The 20,210-nt window shown below is 60.6% G+C and carries 22 protein-coding genes and 2 pseudogenes; 18 read left to right on the top strand and 6 right to left on the bottom strand.

What is annotated here, in order from left to right:
* The first annotated feature begins 35 nt into the window (after positions 1-35).
* The 9 genes from IT41_RS16835 (at position 36) to IT41_RS16795 (ending at position 6,022) form a co-directional block, all read left to right on the top strand.
* A complete protein-coding gene (locus IT41_RS16835) occupies positions 36-470 on the top strand; it encodes a MerR family transcriptional regulator (protein WP_036743563.1) in 435 nt (144 codons plus the stop codon).
* A gap of 506 nt (positions 471-976) precedes the next feature.
* On the top strand, positions 977-2,161 hold the full coding sequence (locus IT41_RS16830; RefSeq protein ID WP_052081728.1) for a M23 family metallopeptidase: 1,185 nt from the start codon (positions 977-979) through the stop codon (positions 2,159-2,161).
* 63 nt (positions 2,162-2,224) lie between these two features.
* A complete protein-coding gene (locus IT41_RS16825) occupies positions 2,225-2,671 on the top strand; it encodes a disulfide bond formation protein B (RefSeq protein WP_231564792.1) in 447 nt (148 codons plus the stop codon).
* The gene (locus tag IT41_RS16820) at positions 2,668-3,330 is read left to right on the top strand and encodes a DsbA family protein (RefSeq protein ID WP_036743562.1); all 663 of its coding nucleotides are present in this window, start codon (positions 2,668-2,670) and stop codon (positions 3,328-3,330) included. Before IT41_RS16825 ends, IT41_RS16820 begins: the two co-directional genes overlap by 4 nt.
* Before the next feature lie 12 nt (positions 3,331-3,342).
* Positions 3,343-3,930 carry an SCO family protein gene (locus tag IT41_RS16815; RefSeq protein ID WP_036743561.1) on the top strand — a complete coding sequence of 196 codons (588 nt, stop codon included), beginning with the start codon at positions 3,343-3,345 and terminating at the stop codon, positions 3,928-3,930.
* Positions 3,927-4,403 carry a copper chaperone PCu(A)C gene (locus IT41_RS16810; RefSeq protein WP_052081727.1) on the top strand — a complete coding sequence of 159 codons (477 nt, stop codon included), beginning with the start codon at positions 3,927-3,929 and terminating at the stop codon, positions 4,401-4,403. Before IT41_RS16815 ends, IT41_RS16810 begins: the two co-directional genes overlap by 4 nt.
* Positions 4,385-4,996, top strand: a complete 612-nt coding sequence (locus IT41_RS16805; protein WP_036743560.1) for an SCO family protein — start codon at positions 4,385-4,387, stop codon at positions 4,994-4,996. Before IT41_RS16810 ends, IT41_RS16805 begins: the two co-directional genes overlap by 19 nt.
* Positions 4,993-5,457: a DUF411 domain-containing protein gene (locus IT41_RS16800; protein WP_036743558.1), complete on the top strand. Its 465-nt coding sequence runs from the start codon at positions 4,993-4,995 to the stop codon at positions 5,455-5,457. Before IT41_RS16805 ends, IT41_RS16800 begins: the two co-directional genes overlap by 4 nt.
* Positions 5,458-5,491: 34 nt before the next feature.
* Positions 5,492-6,022 carry a L,D-transpeptidase family protein gene (locus IT41_RS16795; protein ID WP_036743555.1) on the top strand — a complete coding sequence of 177 codons (531 nt, stop codon included), beginning with the start codon at positions 5,492-5,494 and terminating at the stop codon, positions 6,020-6,022.
* A 106-nt stretch (positions 6,023-6,128) separates the two neighbouring features.
* Here IT41_RS16795 and IT41_RS20235 read toward each other — a convergent pair whose 3' ends face one another.
* Positions 6,129-6,788, bottom strand: coding sequence for a L,D-transpeptidase (locus tag IT41_RS20235; RefSeq protein WP_036743553.1), 660 nt, complete (start codon positions 6,786-6,788; stop codon positions 6,129-6,131).
* 185 nt (positions 6,789-6,973) lie between these two features.
* Between IT41_RS20235 and IT41_RS20925 the strand changes: the two genes are divergently transcribed.
* On the top strand, positions 6,974-7,159 hold the full coding sequence (locus IT41_RS20925; protein ID WP_139221752.1) for a hypothetical protein: 186 nt from the start codon (positions 6,974-6,976) through the stop codon (positions 7,157-7,159).
* Positions 7,160-7,183: 24 nt separating this feature from the next.
* Here the strand turns inward: IT41_RS20925 and IT41_RS16785 are convergent.
* A pseudogene (locus tag IT41_RS16785) lies at positions 7,184-10,075 on the bottom strand (Tn3 family transposase).
* 165 nt (positions 10,076-10,240) lie between these two features.
* Here IT41_RS16785 and IT41_RS16780 point away from each other — a divergent pair.
* Positions 10,241-10,828, top strand: a complete 588-nt coding sequence (locus tag IT41_RS16780; protein ID WP_036743550.1) for a recombinase family protein — start codon at positions 10,241-10,243, stop codon at positions 10,826-10,828.
* A 92-nt stretch (positions 10,829-10,920) separates the two neighbouring features.
* On the opposite strand, the gene IT41_RS16775 is transcribed toward IT41_RS16780, so the two are convergent.
* The 3 genes from IT41_RS16775 to IT41_RS16765 form a co-directional block, all read right to left on the bottom strand.
* Positions 10,921-11,937 (bottom strand): DUF1403 family protein, encoded by a 1,017-nt coding sequence (locus IT41_RS16775; protein ID WP_052081726.1) that lies wholly within the window; start codon positions 11,935-11,937, stop codon positions 10,921-10,923.
* A 143-nt stretch (positions 11,938-12,080) separates the two neighbouring features.
* Positions 12,081-12,539, bottom strand: coding sequence for a type II toxin-antitoxin system VapC family toxin (locus IT41_RS16770; protein ID WP_052081725.1), 459 nt, complete (start codon positions 12,537-12,539; stop codon positions 12,081-12,083).
* On the bottom strand, positions 12,536-12,772 hold the full coding sequence (locus IT41_RS16765) for a FitA-like ribbon-helix-helix domain-containing protein (protein WP_036743548.1): 237 nt from the start codon (positions 12,770-12,772) through the stop codon (positions 12,536-12,538). The genes IT41_RS16770 and IT41_RS16765 overlap by 4 nt, the downstream gene beginning before the upstream one ends.
* 41 nt (positions 12,773-12,813) lie before the next feature.
* On the opposite strand from IT41_RS16765, the gene IT41_RS16760 reads away from it, so the two are divergent.
* From IT41_RS16760 to IT41_RS16725, 7 genes are all read left to right on the top strand, one after another.
* Entirely contained in the window at positions 12,814-13,875 is a 1,062-nt protein-coding gene (locus IT41_RS16760) for a tyrosine-type recombinase/integrase (protein WP_036743546.1), read from the top strand.
* Positions 13,876-14,722: 847 nt separating this feature from the next.
* Positions 14,723-16,081, top strand: a complete 1,359-nt coding sequence (locus tag IT41_RS16750) for a ParA family protein (protein WP_175496443.1) — start codon at positions 14,723-14,725, stop codon at positions 16,079-16,081.
* Entirely contained in the window at positions 16,078-17,094 is a 1,017-nt protein-coding gene (locus tag IT41_RS16745; RefSeq protein WP_036743541.1) for a ParB/RepB/Spo0J family partition protein, read from the top strand. Before IT41_RS16750 ends, IT41_RS16745 begins: the two co-directional genes overlap by 4 nt.
* A gap of 220 nt (positions 17,095-17,314) precedes the next feature.
* Positions 17,315-18,595 carry a plasmid replication protein RepC gene (gene repC, locus IT41_RS16740; RefSeq protein WP_036743539.1) on the top strand — a complete coding sequence of 427 codons (1,281 nt, stop codon included), beginning with the start codon at positions 17,315-17,317 and terminating at the stop codon, positions 18,593-18,595.
* Between the two features lie 79 nt (positions 18,596-18,674).
* Positions 18,675-19,025: an antitoxin Xre/MbcA/ParS toxin-binding domain-containing protein gene (locus IT41_RS16735; RefSeq protein ID WP_036743537.1), complete on the top strand. Its 351-nt coding sequence runs from the start codon at positions 18,675-18,677 to the stop codon at positions 19,023-19,025.
* Between the two features lie 6 nt (positions 19,026-19,031).
* A complete protein-coding gene (locus tag IT41_RS16730) occupies positions 19,032-19,526 on the top strand; it encodes an RES family NAD+ phosphorylase (protein ID WP_036743535.1) in 495 nt (164 codons plus the stop codon).
* 145 nt (positions 19,527-19,671) lie between these two features.
* On the top strand, positions 19,672-19,905 hold the full coding sequence (locus IT41_RS16725; RefSeq protein WP_036743533.1) for a WGR domain-containing protein: 234 nt from the start codon (positions 19,672-19,674) through the stop codon (positions 19,903-19,905).
* Between the two features lie 208 nt (positions 19,906-20,113).
* Here IT41_RS16725 and IT41_RS20920 read toward each other — a convergent pair.
* Positions 20,114-20,210 (bottom strand): annotated as a pseudogene (locus IT41_RS20920) (IS5/IS1182 family transposase); the annotation flags it as partial.

Genomic DNA, 20,210 nt, shown 5'->3' with positions numbered 1-20,210 from the left:
GTGCTCTAGCTACTATAGGTTCAAGGAGAATCTTGATGCTGACCATCGGAAAGCTCGGATCGTCGACCGGCGTGAAGATCCCCACGATCCGCTATTATGAGCAGATCGGCTTGTTGCCGGAGGCCGAGCGCAGTCTTGGCAACCAGAGACTTTACACCCACAAGGCGCATGAGCGTTTGGTTTTCATCCGTCACGCACGCGACCTGGGATTTTCGCTGGAGGCAATCCGCGATCTGCTCAGCTTGTCGGACAATCCGGATCAACCCTGCGCCGCAGCGGATGCCATCGCAAGGGCACAGCTTGCCGAAGTCGAAAGCCGCCTTGCCCGACTTGCCGCACTCAAGACAGAGCTGGAGCGCATGGTGGTGCAATGCGCGGGCGACAGGATTTCCGACTGCAGGGTCATTGAAGTCCTCAGCGATCACTCCCAGTGCATCACCGACCACGCGATCGAGGATGCGACTTCCTGACGGAGGCTACGCGTCCTGCGCTGCTCATTGTCTGGTGCGTTAACCGCGCGCGCACCAGGTCCTGTAGCCGGCAAGCTTTGCCCCATTGCGATAGGCCGGAACATTTCCGCATCTCCCTTCCTTGCCGCGACCAACTGACAAATCTGTGATCCTCCCAGATTTGGCTTGAACCTCTAGCTGCTTGATGTTGCAGAAGGCCCCGACCGGCCGCAACGAGCAGGACAGACAAAAATGATACCTTTCGGACATCGAGTGGACAGATGCTGACGCTCCTCGGGGCTATTCTGGGCGTCTGGCGCGGGATAATCCGCGCCCGCCAACTGGGCGGGAACAGACTGGACATGATCCAGTATGCCAGCGCTCACGCAATTGCTTTCGGAGTGCTGGGAGCATTGGTCGGAATAAGCCTCGGACGTCTTTTCACGCCATGAACCCGGAATGCTGCCGCTTGCTGGCTGTTTCCTGCAGCCAAAGCGACGCTTCCCACATCTGACGGGATATCAGACTTGAAGATCTTGCAAACCCTGCTTCTTGTCGGCGCTGTTGCCGTGACCGCGCCGCTACACGCCGAAACCCTGAGCGAGCCCGCGCCCCTGGCGGGACAAACAGCCAATCTTTCGCAACACGAAGTGGTGGCGGGCGATACGCTGGACGCGATCCTGTCTCGTGCAGGAATAGCCGCAGAAACGCGAAACGAGGCGGCACTGGCCATTGCGGATGTTTTCGACCTGTCGACCTTGACCCCTGGCCAGGTGCTGAGATGGAGCGTGTCGGAAGAGGATCCCGCCCGTTTGGAGCGCCTGTCGTTGTTGATCGAGAACGGGACCGACATTGTTCTCGATTTCAGCAAGCCTCTTGAGGCTGCCTTGGTCAACACTCAGATCCAGGTTCGAGATCGCCGCGAGGCCTTCGTGCTTGTCGGGCCGCTTTATGATGCGCTTGCAGAACGAGAGGCGCCGGAGAGCTTTGCCGTCGATCTTGCTGCGTTCCTGGCGGGACAAGTCGATTTCCGCCGCGACCTGAAGGGCGGAGAACGCGTGGCGCTGATCTGGCAGGAAAGTGCTCTGCCTGACGGAACAATCCTGGGAGAGCCTCGGCTGTCCTATGCCCGGCTGGAGTTGAACGGGCATGTTTACGAACTGGTAGCAGGTCCACCGGACGAACCGGCCATTCTGTTCAAGAATGGCAAGCCGGTGCAACACACCGCTCGACCTGTCATCGGTGCGCGTCTGTCGTCGGTCTTCGGCAAGCGAAAGCACCCGGTTCTTGGCGTAGGGCGAATGCATACCGGGGTAGATTACGCCGCAAAGATTGGCACCCCTGTCAGGGCGACCGGTGCGGGCAGGGTGATTTTTGCAGGAACCATGCGGGGATACGGCCGAACCATCGATATTGACCATGGTGGCGGCGTTGTGACCCGCTATGCCCATTTGTCCCGCTTCGCTCCTGGTATCGAGAAGGGCACTCAGGCGAGCGTGAATGACCATATTGGCGATGTCGGTGCGACGGGCCTCGTGAGCGGGCCGAACCTGCACTACGAAGTTCGTGTCGATGGCCAGCCGACAGACCCCATAGAGGAAGCGCCGGCATTACACGCCATGGCGATCAAGCCAGGCGATCTGTTGATGCTTGCGACGGCAAGGGTCGCGACCGGGTTCTTCATCCGCACGAATGTGGAGAACAAAGGCTGATGGTAGCCGGAGATGGCTGCCGACCGGCAGGACGCCCCAACACGAAGTCAGAGATTATGTTCGATGTTCGACTTGCCCATGCGTGACTCCACGACCTCTCGCGCCGAGACGCTTCTGCTCATCGCCTTCTTGATGGCCTTGGGCGCGACGCTGGGCGCGCTCTTCATTGGTGAGGTGCTGGGGCAGACCCCTTGTATCCTCTGCTGGTATCAACGCATCGCGATGTTCCCGCTGGTGCCGATCCTGGCTGTCGGCCTCTGGCGGGGTGATGCGACAGCAAGGATCTATGCACTGCCGCTGGTCCTGACGGGACTTGCGGTCGCGCTATGGCATTCAGGACTTTACGCCGGGCTGATCCCGGAAGGCGTCAGTCCTTGCACCCAAGACGGGCCATCCTGTTCCGACCGCACCCAGATGACCATCCTGGGACTGCCCATTCCCTATCTTTCGCTCGGTTGCTTTATGGCAATCGCGCTGTGTCTGAACGTCATGAAAGGAAAGCCATCATGAAACGAAGAACCGTCGTTGTAGGAGCCTTGGCTGTGGGCGCAGGCACATTTGCCGGAGGCTCATGGTATGTCACGCGTCAGCGAGAGGCCGAACAGGCCGAAGCTGCGCGCGCCGCCCTGCAAGCACAACCCGAGGCGCTGATCCGGCCCTATTCGCCGATCCTTGGTCCAGCCGATGCGCCAGTGACCCTGGTGGAATTCTTCGACCCTTCTTGCGAGGCCTGCCGAGCTTTTCATCCGGTTCTCAATGAGTTGCGTCGCGAATATCCTGTCCAGCTTCGTGTGGTTTTGCGATACACGCCGTTTCACGAGGGTTCGGATGAGGCCGTGCGTATCCTGGAGGTTGCGCGTCGTCAGAACCTCTTCGAGCCGGTGTTGGACATTCTCTTCGACCAGCAGCCCGCCTGGGCGCTTCATGGCCAACCCCGCATGGATCTGGCTTGGAAAATGGCCGGGGAAGCCGGCCTTGATCTGTCACGCGCCGAGTCCGAACGCTTGCATCCCGAAATTACTGGCGTGCTGAATCAGGATATGGCCGATGTTCAGGCCATGCAGATCGAAGGGACACCCACCTTCTTCGTGAATGGCGAGCGGCTGGCTAAACTCAGCATCGAGAACCTGCGCGCATCGGTCTCGAACGCGATTTCCGAACTTGGATAAGGCACACCACCAATGAGCCTTCGAGCAATCCGCCTGGCCCTCTGGGGAGTGGTCCTGGTGGCGGGAGCTGCCTTAGCAGTCCAGCAATGGACAGGACGGGAAAAGTCCGCAGAAACCTTCCGGCCAGACTTCGCCCTGCAGGACGGAAACGGACAAACCTACACCATGGCTGATTTCAGGGGAAAGTTCAGCTTGGTCTTCTTCGGCTTCACGAATTGTCCCGATGTCTGCCCGACCACCATGTCGGAAGTGGCCCAGCTCATGGACGATCTGGGTGCAAAGGCGGACGGGGTGCAGCCCTTGTTCATCTCGATCGACCCGGAGCGGGACCGCAGACAGGGCCTGACTGAATATGTGGCGGCCTTCCATCCGGCAATCCTGGGCTTATCGGGGGACGATGCCGCCACGAAGGATGCTGCCACCAGCTTCAAGATCTATTTCGGGCGCGAAGAGGATCGATCCGCTCCCGGAGGCTACACTATGTCGCACAGCTCGGGGCTGTATTTGATCGGGCCGGATGGTGAATGGTTGCGCCAGTTCGCCTATGAAACCCCTGCTGCCGAAATACTGGCGGACATCGAGGAAAGGATTCTACCATGAAGGTATCCGCGTTTGCCTTTGGATTTGCGATGCTCCTTCCCGCACTCGCCTCGGCCGATTGCGCCAGCGTGACGGCGGGCGATCTCACGATCTCGAAGGCCTGGTCGCGTGCCACAATAGGCGCCCAGCGGCCGGCTGCGTTCTATGTCGAGATCCGCAATGACGGTGAAGCCGATGATCGTCTGGTTGGGATCGAGACACCGGTTGCGGGAATGCCGATGCTGCACCAGACCGTCATCCAGGACGGCCTCGCCACGATGCCGCATGTCGAGGCTGTCGACGTTCCGGCAGGCGAAACGGTCTCCCTGTCACCTGGCGGCTACCACGGCATGCTGATGGAGTTGACCACGGCACTTTCGGAAGGCCAGACCTTTCCTGTCACTCTGACCTTCGAGCAGGCAGGGGCAATCGAGATCGACACCCAGGTCCTGCCGATGCGTGCGCAGGAGGCGCAATGCGACGCCGCAAACTGATCCTCGGCGGTGCAGGCCTTCTTGGCGCATTCGGCTTTACCTTGGGGCTTGGAGCATGGCGCAGCGGCGATTTGCGCCTGACGGCCGTCAGGGAAACTGAGAACGGTCGGCCAGACCTGTCCCGAATGGCGTGGCGGCTGATCGATGATCAAGGCAATCCTGTCGTCCCGCAGGATTGGCTTGGTCAAGCCAGCATGGTCTTCTTCGGCTTTACCTGGTGTCCAGATGTCTGCCCTACTACGTTGATGGATATTGCAGATTGGCTGGAGGGCCTGGGGCAGGACGCAGACCGGATCCGGGTCGCCATGATTACCGTCGATCCTGAACGGGATAGCCCTGAGATCCTGGCCGAATACTTGTCGAACTTCGACATCCGGATTCGCGGCTTGACGGGCTCGGCTGACGCGGTCGCCAAGGCTGCGGAAGCGTTTGGCGTGACCTACACCCGCCTGTCGCGAGATGACGGGGACTACACCATGAACCATACATCCGGCGTGTTCGTGTTTCGGCCTTCGGGTGAACTTGCCAGCACCATTGATTTTCATGAGGAGCGCCGCTTCGCGGTGCCCAAAATCCAGAGAGCCATCGGATGAAACATGCCTTGCTTATTGCAGTTGCCCTGATGGCAGCACCTTTGTCCTTGGAGGCGCAGGAGGTCTTCCCCGCCATTCATGTTGTTGAGGGACAAGGCTGCGAATGCTGCGTGAAATGGACAGAGTATCTGCAACAGCAGGGTTTCGACGTGACCTCCGAAGACCGCTTCGGTGTCCTGCTGATCCAGCACAAGATCGAGCTTGGCGTTCCCGCCGAACATTATTCCTGCCACACCGGCCAGATCGCTGGCTACTTCCTGGAAGGCCATGTCCCCGCCCAGGATATCCGAAGGCTTCTTGAAGAACGGCCCGATGCGGCGGGCTTGGCTGTGCCCGGAATGCCCTATGGCAGCCCCGGCATGGGCCCCGAAGACAAGCGCGAAGCGTATGACGTGTTGTTGATACGCAAAGACGGAAGCAGCGAAGTGTTCACCAGCTATCCCGCTGCCGACGGCATTTAGATCGATCATTTTACCTAGGACGGAGCATTCCTGAATGGCCAGTTTAGACCGGCGTCATTTTTCCCTGGCAGGCTTGGCGGCCCTTGCGGCGTGTGGCGCTCCGAAGCCGCAGACGCCGAAGCCGACGTTCAAGGTCTATTCCGGTCCCCCGGTCACCCAGGTCGTCATTCAGAAAGGGCAGCGCCGGATGTATCTTCTGAACGGAATGACGGTGCTGAAGTCTTATGATTTCGGCCTTGGATTTCAGCCGGTCGGACACAAGCAGTTCGAGGGCGACGGCAAGACGCCTGAGGGGCTTTATTTTGTGGACCGCTTCAATCCTCGCAGCCGGTATCACCTTTCCGTCGGCGTGTCCTATCCGAATGAGCGCGACCGCGCTTTTGCGGAACAATTCGGTCGCGATCCCGGCGGCGATATCATGATCCATGGCCGCGGGCCTGAAGGCAACCAGCTGGTGCGCCAGAAACGGGATTGGACGGCCGGGTGCATCACCGTCAGCGACGAAGAGATCGAGGATATCTATGCCATGCTGCAGCCCGGCGTCCCGATCATGATTCACGCCTGACAGAGGAATGAGACGAGTACAGAAAGCTGTGCTCAATCATTCTTTAGGCTTCTGGGAGGGACGCCAGCGACCAGGTTCGTTGGCGTCCCTCTATAAAGATCGGCTTCTAGAACACCGTCACCTGCGTTCCGATTTCTGCCAGCTCGTAGAGCCGGGTAATGTGCTCATTATAGAGTCCGTAGCAGCCGTTGGATGATTTTCGGCCAATCTTGCGTGTGTCATGCGTGCCATGGATCAAGTAGGCGGGCCATGACAGATAGAGGCCGTAAGGTCCCAGGGGATTGTCCGGACTTCCGCCCTCGACACGCTGCGGCAGATTGGGATCCTTCTCCCGCATGCTCGGCGTCGGTGTCCAAGGCGGATTCTTTGCTTTTCTGACAATTTCGGTCTCGCCCCGGCGCGTCAGATCTTCGGTAACAGGGATAGAGCACGGAAAGACCAGACTGATCGATCCATCACCTGACCAGTAGTGCACTGCACGCGATGTCACATCCGCAAGGATCACCCCTTTTCCCAAGCTCGGGTAAAACTCGCTCCAGTGTCTCGCGCGAAACGACGACTGATTTCGCCTGGAATCTGCGTTCGGGTCAACCTGATAGGCCCCGAGATCGGGCGCCCCGCTGGTCGGGGGGCCGCCATAGAGAGGCTGCCCGGTATAAGGATCAAAACCCTGCGCCAGGACGGCGCCGCCCGGCAGAACCGCCGCTGTGGCCAGCAGACCACCTAGAAAGCGCCGTCGGTCGCTACCTGTGTCCTTCAGGACCATTCACTGCCTCGCTTTTTTCAAAAAATTTATCTAACGATTGCAGAAGATTATTCGCCCAAGGGGATCTGGCCAAGAAGACGAAATGCCGCGTGGATCAAGATCCTGTGCGTTTCAGCTGAGACCCAATGCCGCGATATCGAATGCGAAGGACAGTCCTGATAAGCAAACTACACAAGGAGATAGAAATGAAAAACAGTTCCCTCCCTATCTTGGCAGTTGTCCTGATCACTGCCGGTTGCGGAAACATGGCAGCAAGAACAGAAACGACAGAAGCCGGGTCCGAAAGTCTTCCTCCAGACCTGTTCGCGCTAGCTGCGCCGGGGCAGGACGTTGCATCGGCCCGTCTTCTTTCAGAGGATAATGGGGTCTGATGCCGGAGGGGGCAGAATCCTACGCTAAGGCCTTTTCGGCCACCTGTATTCGCCGGTGAGGAGGATATGGGCCCAACCAAGTGGCGAGGTGTGCGCCAGAAGGTTTGGCGAGCAGTCCAGGCCTTCGCGTCGACGGCCAGCGACGGCTTGCCCGAGATGCTTGGTGTTCCAGTAGATGATGATCGCGGCGAGGAGGTTCAGCCCGGCCATGCGGAAGTGCTGACCTTCGGAGGTACGATCGCGGATTTCACCTTGGCGGCCGATGCGCAGGGCGTTCTTCAGAGCGTGGTGTGCCTCGCCCTTGTTCAGGCCGATCTGGGCCCGCCGTTGCATGTCGGCATCGAGCAGCCAGTCGATGATGAAGAGCGTCCGTTCGACCCGTCCGATTTCCCGCAAGGCGACCGCCAGCTAGTGCTGTCTGGGATAGGATGCGAACTTCCGCAGGAGTTGGCTCGGCGGCATGGCCCCTGACGCCATGGTTGCCACGCTACGCAGGATATCCGGCCAGTTCGCGGCGATGAGACGGTCTCTGATCTTGCCCCCGATCAGCCCCTTCAGCTCTTTCGGGCAGGAGGCCGGGTCGAAGAGGTAGAGGCGCTTGGATGGCAGGTCACGGATGCGGGGGATGAACTGGAATCCCAAGAGCGCGGTGACAGCGAAGACATGGTCGGTGAAGCCGCCTGTATCGGCATACTGCTCGCGGATCTTTTGACCGGCACCGGTCATCAGCAGGCCGTCCAGGATATAGGGTGCTTCGTTCACGGTGGCTGGAATGGTCTGTGTGGCGAAGGGTCCGAACTGGTCGGAGATATGGGTGTAGGCCTTCAACCCGGGCTCATGGCCGTACTTGGCGTTGATCAGGTTCATCGCCTCACCCTGACGTGTCGTCGGGAAGAACTGCCCGTCGCTCGATGCGGTTTGTCCGCCGCCCCAGAACCGCGCCATCGGCAGGTTGGACTGCCCCTCGATGACAATCGCCAGGGCGCGGACCATCGCCTCGCTCTCGACGTGCCACCGCGACAGACGGGAGAGCTGGAAGAAGTCGTGCGTGTTCGTGGCCCCGGCCATCTTGCTGAGCCCGAGGTTCAGTCCCTCGGCAAGCAACACGTTCAGCAGCCCGATCCTGTCCTTGCAGGGAGCGCCGGTGCGCAGATGGGTAAAGGCCTCGGTGAAGCCAACCTCCGCATCCACTTCGAGCAGGAGATCGGTGACCCTGACTTCCGGCAGGCGGCCATAGAGATCGAGCACAAGGGCGTCGGCTTCCTCGGGAACCGCCGCAGTCAGCCGGTCAATTTTCAAGGTGCCGTCCTCGATGGAGCCACCGGGGATCGCACCGGCCTTGGCCGCACGCGCCAGTCGGCATAAGGCATCCGACAGACGCACCTTGCGGTCGGCCAACCAGGTTTCAGGTTCGAACGGCATGGCCAGCCTCGGCGTGACGCGGGCAACCTCGACCGGGACCAGCGCCTCCTTCAGGTCGCCAAACCGTCGGGACTGGGCGAGCCAAATGTCGCCGGAGCGGAAGGCCTCGCGCAGATGGAACAGGACCGCGACCTCCCAGAGTCGGCTTGCTTCGTCGGTCTCCGCATCCAGATGCCGCAACCATTTCGAACCTCGTCGAAGGAATGCCATCGGTAACACCGCCGCCGTCGCCGTGCCCGCGATGATTGCACTTGCCGCCAGCAGCGGCTCCGCCACGGGCGCGGCGCAGATGTCGAGTACCCGCAGCATGCGCGGCGCATAACGCCGGAAGCGATGATATCCGTGACCGACATGCGCCAGCGGATCGGCAGCGAACGTGTCGGTGAGTTGGGCGGCCGTGGCGACAAGCCCCTTGAGGGATATCCAGCCGCCCGCACTGCCGACGGCCTCTTCGAGGGAGGCCCGGTCCTCATGTGCTTCCAGGAGCGCCGCTCCCAATGTCTTGAAGGATTGCAGGGTGTCCTTCAGCGCCGATTTGGCATCGTCCATCCGGGCGTCACATCGTGATTTCGCCTCGCGCCAGGTCTTGCCGACGATCCGGTCATGGGTCTCGACAACGGCGTCGGCAATGGCGCTGCGCCATTCCAACGCGCAGACCGCAAGGATGGCGAGGCGGCGGTCACCCGAGATATCCCTCAGGTCACCCGCGAAGTATCGCTCTCCCTGACGACGAAGGCGGGCAACGCGGTGTGGCGGTACATTCGCCAGAACGCCCCGGCCCAGATCTAAAGCCTGCAGGTATTCCAGGCGGTCCAGCAGACGGTTCATGTCAGCCGAGTTCTGCCCGACCTCGAACTGACGCAGCCAGACGAACCGTGTGACCGAGCCGCCCGCATTTTCGGTCAGCAGAGCATCGAGCCGCGTTCGCATGTCATCGTCCAGCCGACCGGCGATCCGGGCCTCGACCCGCCGTTCAGCGGCAACAAGCGCCTCGGCGCAAAGACGCTCGACAACCGTGATGCCGGGCAGGACCGTCTGGCTTGCCCGGCACTGCTCGACGAAGCGCCGAGCCAGATCCTCGTTCGATCGCGCGGTTTCGGCGGCATCCTCAAGCCAGATTTTCAGATCGCGCGCGCCACGGCCCGCAAACATCTTGTAACCATAGATCTCGCGCAAGGCGGCCAGGTGCTCATGCCGAGTCTCCTCGCGCGCGGCATATCCGGCCAGATCGTCAGGCCTCATCCCAATCTGCGCGGCCAGAAAGCGTGTGACGGCCAGCGGGATGACCTCGCCCGGCGCAAGCAGCCGGCCGGGATACCGCAGCGCGCAGAGTTGCAGGGCAAAGCCGAAGCGATTGTGGGGGCGGCGACGGGCATGGATGACCTCCAGATCGTCGTCTGCCAGCGTGTAGTGGCGCAGCATCGACGCTTCATCGGTCGGCAGGTCGAAGAATGCCGCCCGTTGGCGGTCGGTCAGTATGCTGCGTCTTGGCATGGCAATCTTTCAGGAAATCGCGGTGAACGACCGTCCGTAAGAGGATCGGTCAGCGGACATGGGTCGAGGTGGCGGAGGGCGGCAAGGAAAGCGCATCCCGCCATATCTCGTATAGATAGTACGATTAGATTCGCACATGCGGCCCCTTATCCGTACACTCGCTGCATGACCGCGACCAAGATTGGCTATGCCCGCTGCTCCACCGACCGCCAGGATCTGACGGCGCAGCGGGCTGCCCTTGCTGAGCTTGGGGTCACCGAAGACCGCATCTACACAGACCACGGCCTGACGGGTACGAACCGCGACCGGCCCGGTCTCGCCCAGGCCCTCGCCGCCGTGCGCGCTGGCGACGTACTGGTCGTACCGAAACTCGATCGCCTCGCGCGCTCGGTCCCTGACGCACGGGCCATCGCGGAACAGTTGGAAAAGAAGGGCGTCAAGCTTGCCCTCGGCGCATCGGTCTACGATCCGTCCGACCCGATGGGAAAGATGTTCTTCAACATCCTCGCCACCTTCGCCGAGTTCGAGGCCGACCTCATCCGCATGCGCACCCGCGAAGGTATGGCCATCGCCCGCGCCAAGGGCAAACTCCGGGGAAAGCAACCAAAACTCTCGGAAAAACAACAAAAAGAGCTGAGCAGGATGTACGCATCCGGCGAATATTCTATCAGCGATCTCGCTGAGCTCTTCTCTGTCTCAAGGCCGACCGTCTACAGAACGCTGCAGCGAAATTCGGCAAAGACTACGCCTTAGCGTAGGATTCTGCCCCCTCCGGCATCAGACCCCAACAGAACGAGGGTCAGTCTGGCGCTGCGTCGGGCGGGCCAAGGCCGGTCGCGATGATGCTAGACCGCCGCCACCCAGAGCCGGAACCGCGTTCCGCCCGTGATCTCGCGCACCAGCCCTAGACCCTGCAAGCGCGCCAGCAGCCGCTCGGCGGTATCGCGGCTGATCGCCGCCTCGGCTTCCAGCGCAGCGGCGGAAACCACCGGATGCGCTACCAGTGCATCGATCACCAATCCCGCATTGCCGCCCTTGATCCGCGCCGTCGTCCGCCTGGCCCGATCTGCCCAGTCCATCAGCTGCCGGATCACGCGGAACCCCGCCTCGCAGCCGGCCGCAATGGCCCCGCACCACGCCCTCAGAAATCCTTCCGCATCACCACCTATCGTCCAAACTCGCCGCCCGGCCTGCCCCATCGGCACCATCACCAGCGGCCCCGCGCTGTCCGCCATGGCCCGTGCCGCCCAGCACATCGCTTCCAGCTGGTGCCCGTCCGGCGACAGATCGGTGAGCCGCCAGAGCCGGCATCCGAACGCTGCCCGTGTGATCGCATGGCACCCCTCCAGCGCGGCAAGTCCCGCCGCAAACCCCTCGGTCTCGGAGTCAAAATCGGCTCCGGTCGGGCGCAGCAGGTCGCTGTCGCCCCGCCCCTGCCCCGCCCGGTGCAGCCCGAGGAAATCCCGCAACGCTTCCAGACGCCCCCTGCCCTGCAACCGCCCGATGGCCCACCGGGCCAGCGCCAGCGCGTCCAGGTCGACCGAGGACGGCGCATCGGCCAGGTCGCGGATCAGCACCTCTTGCGGGATCGGCGTCCCCGCGGCCCAGAGCATGGACACGACCTCACTGAATGCCAACCGGGTGATCAGACCGCGGCGCAGGGTCTCGTCCAGACCGGCCAGCAGCCCGTCCAACCGGCCGATCGCCTGCGCGGCCCGCGCCAGGTCCACCGCGCAGTCCTTTTCGGCGGCGCGCCAGGCAGGGGGATCGAGCAAAGCGCGCCGATCCGCCCGCGGCAGGGGCGGATCGGCCGGATCAGCATCGTCCAATGGATCAAACCAGTAGTCGTCCAAATCGCTCATATCCGCAGAATATATGACAAATGCGGATCACTGAAGCATGTTTCGTTTTCCATTATTACTGTCGATAAGACGCCATTATCGACAGTGTTGAGATGATACTGGAATTCCGCTATCATGGGCGGAGAAATCCGTCAGGGAGAGCATCAATGCGCCGCAGAATCGCTGAGCAGGCGAACGAAGGGCGCGGCCTCGGCCACCGCCGCCGCGGCCCGGACAAAGCGGCGATCCGCGGTCACCACCGGCACCTTGTGCCGGATCGCCAGGGCGAGATAGCTGCAGTCATAGACCGGATGATCCAGCAGCAGCGACAGCTGCAGCGCCCGGGCCGCCAGCGATGCGTCCTCGCCAGCCTGGCGCAGCGGCGCCCGGGTGATCAGGTCGAGGGCATCGGCCGCCTCTTCCGGCAGCAGTCGCTGCCGCCGTACGGCCGACCACAGCGCATTCGCGACCTCGATGTAGATCAGGGCCGGGGCGTAAAGTGGCCGTCCATCGAGCAGCGTGACGGCAGCTTCACTGCCCTCCTCCTGCAGGACCCATTTCAGCGCGGTGCTGGCATCGACCACACAGGGTCCGGAGACCGGCCCGGCGACGGCGTCGCTCACGCGCGCGCGTCCCGTCCCGCGCGCACCAGCGCGGCGCTGTCGGTGCCGCGATCGAGGCGGGCCCGCAACCGGGCCGCCGCCGCTGCGAAGTCCTCGGACTGGCCGGGCGTGCCCAGCACCTCGCGCAAGAGCATCCGGTGTTCGGCCTCGACCGAGCGGCCATTGGCGGCCGCCCGCAGCCGCAGGGCCTGCGCCGTGGTCTCGTCGACATCCCGCACGATCAGCTGTGCCATGGCTCGTTCTCCATCAATCCGTTATCAATGATAGCAACCTGATGTCACAACTTCAACCTCTGCCCCTCCCGGCGTCGCTCACGCCCGCAGACCAGGACGCGCTGACGGAACTCTTCCGCCGGGGCACGGCCGAGAACACGCTCCGCGCCTATGAACAGGACCTGGCCTATATCGGGGCCTGGAAGGCTGCTGCGTTCGGTGCCGCACTCGCCTGGCCCGAGGAAGAAGCGGTGGCGCTGCGCTTCATCCTCGATCATGCGCGGGATTTGCGCGACGCGACCGGGCCGGCCCGTGAGGCAGCCGAGGCCCTGGTGGCCGCGGGACTGAGGCGCGGATACGCCGCCCCTGCCCCGTCGACACTGGATCGTCGCATCGCAAGCTGGCGGGCCTTCCACCGGATGAAGAACCTGCCCTCGCCCTTCGATGCGCCGCTGATCAAGGAGGCGCGCGTAAAGGCGCGGCGTGCCGCGGCCCGTCCCCGCCAGCGCAAATCCGAAAACCCGATTACCCGGGACGTGCTGACCGCGATGCTGGCGACCTGCCGCACGGGCGCCATGCGCGATCTGCGCGATCACGCCGCCCTGGCGCTGGCCTGGGCAAGTGGCGGGCGCCGGCGCTCCGAGGTCACGGCGCTGAATCTCGACGATATCGACGCCCGGCCAATGGCGGAGCGCGGGCTGATACGCATTCGCCTCTTGCACACCAAGACTACCACGCCCGATCAGGCGCCCTGGCTGCCGCTGAAAGGGTTTCCGGCACGCTCGGTGCTGGCCTGGATCGAGGCCGCCGGAATCACCGGCGGGCCGCTCTTCCGTCCGGTCAGCCAAGCCGACCGGGTGCTGAAACGTCGCCTGACGCCGGGCGGGTTTCGGGAGATCGTCGCGCACCGACTGGAACTGGCTGGCTATCCAAGGGACTTTGCCAGCCCGCACGGTTTGCGCTCGGGGTTTCTGACGCAGGCCGCGCTGGACGGGGCGCCGCTGGCCGCCGCCATGCAACTCTCGCTGCACCGCGATCCGGCGCAGGCGCAGGCCTATTATGCCGATGTCGAGATCGAGGATAATCCGGCGACGGATTTGCTTGAACGGCGGCAGCTCGATTGACATTCGCGCAGCGCCAAACCTGCGTTCCGCACGGCCTTGATGTTGCATGTCGGGGTCCAATGGCAGCCTGCGCCCTGCCCTGCTGGCGCGCTCATCTGATCGGCAACCGATGCCGTCTATCACGCGCCAGCCATCCGTAACCACGGATGTCGCCGATCTCTTTCCTCTGACCCTGCGAGTCATTCCGCGCGGACCAAAAAAGACCGGCGCCTGACCTGGCCGCGACGCTCCGCATTCGGTTTGGTCGGGTCTCGGCTGTCTGCAAGGCAACAATCAATGCAATGCAAACACAAAGAAGAGCAATGACCACGAACTGTATCAAACTCACCTTTGCCCAAATCGAGGCGCCAAAGGCATCGTCTCTAATTCGACGCTACCGTCGTCATCGACATCACGGATGTCGCCGTCGCGAGTTCGAACCCGATGGCTCTTATGCACCGCGTCCTTGGCCGCTCTCCGCGCTGCAAACTGGTCGAGTGCCGCAGTACCTGGAAGTGGCAGAGCCAGGAGACCGGCACCGACAATTATACGCCGACGATACGCGACCACGGCTTCAACGCCATCCTCGGCAGAGCCGTGAACCAATACAACCTGTCCTTACAGACCGTCATCTCTAGGGTCCCTAAGGAGCCGTGTGATCTGAAGAATCGGCCCGGCTGCTATCGGGCTTATTCCCTTAAGACGATCTTGAACGCGTTCAAGATTAGATAGTTTTAGCTCTCACTATCTCTAATCGTGCTCCTGAAATCAGGTAGGCGCGTGGTATCTTCCAATTGCGTCCATAATAGTGCTACTATGAGAGTTGAAACGAGTCGAACTCGGAATCAACCGAAGTCGGGGCAGTGATATGAGCGGAAGTCTAGAACAGTTTTTGACCGACCTGTCACGAGGTCTGGAGCGAACTATGGTCGCCGTCAACAAAGAGCTGACGCTGCGCCATCGTATCAAACGTACCTGGTCGATGCGGCAATGCGCTCGTTTCCTGAACGTCAGCATCCAATACTTGACCAAATTTGCGAACGGCAACGATGACTTTCCAAAGGGTGAGTACGTTGGTCGCGAACGTGTCTTCAACCTTCATGAGCTGATGCATATGCGCGCTTTGATGGCGGCGTCTGCAAAGCGTCCCTTTGATTATCTTGCTTGGCGCAAGCCCGACGATCCGCTTCCTGTTATTTCATTTGCCAGTCAGAAGGGCGGCACTGCCAAGAGCCTCAGCGCAGCACATTTTGCACAGTATCTCAGCCTCCACTACGGCATGCGCGTTGGCGTCATGGACGCGGATCCGCAGAGCACGATAACACTGTACTTTGTAGGCGGTGAGGCAATTACTCAAATGCCTACTGAGGAAACCCCATCGATGGTGGACTTCGCGGGTCTCTTCCAATCTGAAGAGGCGCCGTACACGGATCACTCTGCGGAGACGCTGGATAGCTTCTTTTTGAAGACTTCCTGGCCGGGGCTTCGATTGGTGCCGGCGCACGGAGAGACCTCTGAAGGCGAGATTCAGATCGCTCGCTTGGTTCGCGAAGCTCCTGCGGGGAAAAGTTTTTATCGCTACCTTCGGGACGCGATTGATTGCTGGAAAGAGGCGCATCCTCCGGCAACAGCTCCCAACGAATTGGCGAAGGATGGAAGGGTAGATCCTGTCCGTCTCGAGCGAGCGCTGAACGAAACGTTGGATTGCATCATTATCGACTATCAACCGGCGTTGACGCTATTCCAGCTCAACAACGTGATAGCCTCTTCCTCTCTCGTCATTCCGCAGACCATGAAAGGGTTCGACATCGCAACGCTGTCGACTTTTGTCTCCGGTTTGCTCGGCATGTTGCAGCACATCTTAGCACATGAGCGCATCGATATTGGCTCAGGTGCCAACATGTTGTTGCCAACGATCGTGCAGCGTTCCAACAGTCAGGATCTCAAGCACATCGGCAACCTTCTAGAGCACTGCCCGACGGAAATCTTGCCCGTGTTCTACCTACGATCAGACGCGATTTCCAACGCTTCGGATGTTTACCAGTCGGTCTACGAATATGAACCTGACACGCCTGGCAAACGAAAGGGAATCAATAGGTTTATTGAGAACGCCGACGCGGTGAACGATGCGATCGTTAGCCGTCTGTGGCCAGGTCTAGAACGTGGTTATGCAAATGCCTGGATGGACACGTTTTATGACGACGATGACGGGGAGAACGCAGCATGAAGCGAACTATCCCGAGGTCGCTGGTTTCGAAAGCTCTGAACCAATCCGTTGAGCCGAATGGCAATGACGACGACGCGAAGGTAGATGCTGTACCGACTTCTACAGCTGCTGCATTTAAGGGAGCGGGAAGTGCGTGGAAAGCCGGCGCACTTGCCCAATCGCAGGCAGCTGTAGAGCAGGGACGTGCGCAGCTGGTCGATGATATTCTGAACGGCCGTCACGAACTTCAGATTTCACCGGATCGTGTGGAAGATCCGATTGGTTCGGATCGCCGTGATGATTGGATGGCACAAGAGGCCTTCCAAACACTTCTGAAGAGCATCGAAATCAACGGCCAAGACACACCAATCCTAGTCTGGCCAGAGGACCCGAATTGGAAGCCTGACTTGTTGAACCCGACCGACGTCGAGGATGTCCGCTTCATTATGCTGACCGGCAGACGCCGTCATGCCGCAGCGAAGACCCTGGGGCTGAAGCTCCGGGCAATTTTAGCGTCCCCAGACAAGCGAGACGCGGAAAACTCGCAGTTTGAGATGCTGTTCCTTCGTTTCCGGGAGAACGAGGAAAGGGAAAACCTTAGTGCCTTCGAACGCCTGCTGGCAATCGGTGAGATGTACGAGACGCTTCGTGATTCCGGCGAGAAAACTACTGCGGTGGCGTTTGCAGCACGTATTGGTGTCCACGAGAGCATTGTGTCGCGAGGCCGCGCAGTTTTCGACGCTCGAGATCAAATCTTGAATGCGTTCAAGAACGCTTACGACATGAGCTTCCAGGATCTGCAAAAAGCGCTGGCCAGCCTTGAAGGCAAGCCGAAGAAGCAAGTCAGAAGGTCCGCGCAGAGGCTCACCGCCAAGCGCAAGGTAGGAAGCCGCAATCTCTCGCTCACGTCAGCGAACGGCAATCTCTCGATCAAAGCCGCAAGCGTACCGCTGAGCCAAGAGAAACTTGAGGAGTTGAGCGATCTGATCGCCGACTTCTTGGCTAAGAATAAGGAGGTTCCACCGATGGGCTAAAGCCTGACTATCGGTGCATCTCCATACATTGAGGCAACGAGCAAGAAGGAAAAAATGTGATCTAAAGGCAAAAGAAAAGCCCCCAAGCTGAGGGCCTGAGAGCTGATCTATTTGGTTTGGTCGCCTTAAAGATAAGTCTCTCTCGAATCACTGTCAACAACAACGCTCTTGAGCGAACGGCTTTCTTTTGCCTCCACATAACAGGAGGCGAGAAACAGGCATGAAACATACAGGTTGGCGCAAGCCGACACCGGGTCTTGGCGTTGCAGAGCAACTTGCCCAAGCCGGTGAACAGGTAGCTGTACCCAAAACGCGGGCCTTCGTGGCCGTGAAGCGGGTCGGTGCATATATTGGGCTCAAGGCCGGAGACTTGATGCTCCTCGACACGCTGGGGGCGTTTACCCAGTCCCAGGACTGGGAGGAAGGGCAGCGCCCGATCGTCTGGGCATCGAATGCCTACCTGATGGAGCAGACGGGTTTTTCGCTCTCCGCGCTCAAGCGCTATGCGCGGCGTCTGTCCGAGATTGGCGTGATCTCCTTCCAGGACAGCTCCAACGGCAAACGGTGGGGACACAGGGACGCAGAAGGGCGCATCGTCGAAGCTTATGGCTTCGATCTGTCGCCACTCGCGGCCCGGGTCGAGGAGTTCGAGGAGCTTAATGCCAAATTGCAGGCCGAACGCGAGCTCTGCAAACGTCTGAAGCGCCAGATCACCGTCGCGCGCCGAATGATCCGTGCGCGTATCGAGGCGGCCATCAGCTGCGCACTGCGCGGGCCTTGGACGCAGTTCACGAGGCTCTTCGAGGAACTTCTGGACCGGCTTCCGCGCCCTCATGAAGCTTCTGACCAGCTTGCGCGCGTGCTGGGCTGGTTCAAGGAACTTCAGGCGCGGGTCGAAGCCGCCTATGTCAAGGCAACTGGGGCCACCGTTCCTGTGGAAAACACGCCTCAAACTACGCCACAAGCCGCCAAGAAGACTCAAGAAATGAACCCCAAGGAGGTCATTTCCGACCCTCATATACTAATTACAACCCAACTTAATCCTGTAATCAGTAATTCCTCAGAAGATGAGGAAGTCGCAGCCTTGGTGCCAAATGTTCAGCCCGAAGATCAGGTTGATAGGGAATTGGAAGAGTGGGTGGCCAAAGTGCGCAAGAAGCGAGCGGCGCTGGATCTACCCACCGTTATGCAGGCTTGTCCGGAATTCGCGTCTTGGGCCCGCAATCTGGGTGGTTTCCTGAAGGATTGGGGCGATCTGCACCGGGTTGCCGGTCAACTCAGGCCGATGATCGGAGTGTCCGAGCATGCCTGGAACGTGGCTCAGGATCGTTTGGGCAAACAGGTTGCGTCAGCGGCGCTGGCGCTTGTTTTCGAGAAGCATTGTGCGGGCGAAGTTGCCTCTCCGGGTGGATACCTGCGTGGCATGGTCGAAAAAGCCGGGGCAGGGGAGTTGCATCTCGAGCGCAGCTTCTATGGCAGGCTCAGTGGGCAGGCGGCGTGATGGTACATCGGAAGGCATTCGCGGTCTTGATTGCCACATATAGTGACACTATATTACGTCAAATAAAGTGGAGCTTATCATGCAGATCGAGTCCTTTGCCGAAGGTGGTCTCTTTGCCCCGGCCCGTATCGCCGAAATCCTGCGCACGACGAAGGATGAAGTCGCGCGGACCGTCGGCCTTGGGCGTGACGCCTTGATGCGGGCCGACCGGGTGCAAAGTCCGAAAACCCAGAAACGCCTTCGCGAGATGGTTGAGATCCTGAACCGGGTCGAACCGCGCTTCGGTTCGGCCCTGATCGCCTATGCCTGGTACCGGTCGGAACCGCTGCCGGGATTTAGTGGCCTGACCGCCATGCAATTGGTGCGCGATGGGCAGGCTGAGGCGGTCATGGACTATATCGATGCCGTCGATGCAGGCGTCCACGCCTGAGGTCAAATGCGTTATCAAGGACTGCTTTATCGGGCGCTGAATCCGATCTACGCCCGTGACCCGTTGTCGGGGGAGGGCGCGCGGAAACATGGTGGGCGCTTCAATCCCAAGGGCATGCCTGCGCTCTACACGTCCCAATCGGTCATCACCGCCCTTCGCGAGGCAAACCAGGTCGGAACGCTTCAGCCGACGACACTTGTCGCCTACGAGGCCGATATCGATCCGATATTCGATGCGACCGATGCTGCAGAACTGGCAAGGTACGGATTGAGTATGGCTGACCTTGCGGCAGATGATTGGCGCACGCGCATGCTGGCCAAGGGGATGGCGCCGACCCAGGTATTGGCAGAGCGGCTCAGGGCCGCTGGATGTTTCGGGATGCAGGTTCGCTCTTTCGCAAAGGGGGCAAGTACGGCAGATCTGAATCTCGTCCTCTGGGTCTGGACATCCGGTAGCCCGTCGCGACTGCAACTTGTCGATGATGAAGGCCGGCTTAGCTGAACCGGGCGGTGCTCACGGCCCCAAGTATGGCCCCATAGCGCGGACCTTGGATCATCAAAGTCCTGAATCTGTTTTGAAGGATTGATTCAGCTTTCTGATTGGACAGTGCCTGGCGCCCGGCCCATTTTCAAGACAGGAGGTTCGCATGTCCTGTCAGTTGCTCTACCGAATCGATCCCGATCAGAACATGGCCCGGTTCTACCGGGTGGAGATCCTGTTCGAACTCTTCGGTGACATTATCGTCGAGCGCCGTTGGGGCAGGGTCGGGGGCAGGGGGCAAGGCCGGGTTATCTGCTATGCATCGATGTCATTGGCGGAGGGCGCAGCGACCGAACTGATCCGGGCAAAGATGCGGCGCGGCTATCTGGCCGCCGCCTGAACCTGCCTTTCAACCGAGCGATTGCACCGACTGCCATCGACGGGTCTGCAGTTGACAGCTGGTCATCCGCGAACGAGCCCGTCCGGGCCCATCCCGGCTTCGTAACCCGCAACGCTTTCACCCCTGATCCCGTTCTGCCGAGAGCGCGCAGCTGATCTCCTGCCGATCGTCATCACTCAGAGCCAGATTCAAAACGAGATGAATGATTTCAATCTGTTGCGATTGCCCTGGTCATGCGCCTGATATGTGCGATGAGAACCCATGCCTCTGCGCTCTCGATGGATTTCTCCCAATCCTTTGCCAGC

This window comes from Paracoccus halophilus (assembly GCF_000763905.1).
Taxonomy (GTDB): Bacteria; Pseudomonadota; Alphaproteobacteria; order Rhodobacterales; family Rhodobacteraceae; genus Paracoccus; species Paracoccus halophilus.
Note: the sequence above shows the minus strand (reverse complement) of the source record. Positions and strands in the feature narration are given on the sequence as shown.

Bases quoted from the DNA above. Each gene is read 5' to 3' on its own strand.
- repC (WP_036743539.1), top strand. From the start codon at position 17,315: ATGAAACATACAGGTTGGCGCAAGCCGACACCGGGTCTTGGCGTTGCA.
- IT41_RS16780 (WP_036743550.1), top strand. From the start codon at position 10,241: ATGACCGCGACCAAGATTGGCTATGCCCGCTGCTCCACCGACCGCCAG.
- IT41_RS16730 (WP_036743535.1), top strand. From the start codon at position 19,032: ATGCGTTATCAAGGACTGCTTTATCGGGCGCTGAATCCGATCTACGCC.
- IT41_RS20925 (WP_139221752.1), top strand. From the start codon at position 6,974: ATGAAAAACAGTTCCCTCCCTATCTTGGCAGTTGTCCTGATCACTGCC.
- IT41_RS16800 (WP_036743558.1), top strand. From the start codon at position 4,993: ATGAAACATGCCTTGCTTATTGCAGTTGCCCTGATGGCAGCACCTTTG.
- IT41_RS16815 (WP_036743561.1), top strand. From the start codon at position 3,343: ATGAGCCTTCGAGCAATCCGCCTGGCCCTCTGGGGAGTGGTCCTGGTG.
- IT41_RS20235 (WP_036743553.1), bottom strand. From the start codon at position 6,788: ATGGTCCTGAAGGACACAGGTAGCGACCGACGGCGCTTTCTAGGTGGT.
- IT41_RS16735 (WP_036743537.1), top strand. From the start codon at position 18,675: ATGCAGATCGAGTCCTTTGCCGAAGGTGGTCTCTTTGCCCCGGCCCGT.
- IT41_RS16775 (WP_052081726.1), bottom strand. From the start codon at position 11,937: ATGAGCGATTTGGACGACTACTGGTTTGATCCATTGGACGATGCTGAT.
- IT41_RS16745 (WP_036743541.1), top strand. From the start codon at position 16,078: ATGAAGCGAACTATCCCGAGGTCGCTGGTTTCGAAAGCTCTGAACCAA.
- IT41_RS16750 (WP_175496443.1), top strand. From the start codon at position 14,723: ATGAGCGGAAGTCTAGAACAGTTTTTGACCGACCTGTCACGAGGTCTG.
- IT41_RS16805 (WP_036743560.1), top strand. From the start codon at position 4,385: ATGCGACGCCGCAAACTGATCCTCGGCGGTGCAGGCCTTCTTGGCGCA.
- IT41_RS16810 (WP_052081727.1), top strand. From the start codon at position 3,927: ATGAAGGTATCCGCGTTTGCCTTTGGATTTGCGATGCTCCTTCCCGCA.
- IT41_RS16765 (WP_036743548.1), bottom strand. From the start codon at position 12,772: ATGGCACAGCTGATCGTGCGGGATGTCGACGAGACCACGGCGCAGGCC.
- IT41_RS16725 (WP_036743533.1), top strand. From the start codon at position 19,672: ATGTCCTGTCAGTTGCTCTACCGAATCGATCCCGATCAGAACATGGCC.
- IT41_RS16795 (WP_036743555.1), top strand. From the start codon at position 5,492: ATGGCCAGTTTAGACCGGCGTCATTTTTCCCTGGCAGGCTTGGCGGCC.
- IT41_RS16835 (WP_036743563.1), top strand. From the start codon at position 36: ATGCTGACCATCGGAAAGCTCGGATCGTCGACCGGCGTGAAGATCCCC.
- IT41_RS16820 (WP_036743562.1), top strand. From the start codon at position 2,668: ATGAAACGAAGAACCGTCGTTGTAGGAGCCTTGGCTGTGGGCGCAGGC.
- IT41_RS16760 (WP_036743546.1), top strand. From the start codon at position 12,814: ATGTCACAACTTCAACCTCTGCCCCTCCCGGCGTCGCTCACGCCCGCA.
- IT41_RS16825 (WP_231564792.1), top strand. From the start codon at position 2,225: ATGTTCGACTTGCCCATGCGTGACTCCACGACCTCTCGCGCCGAGACG.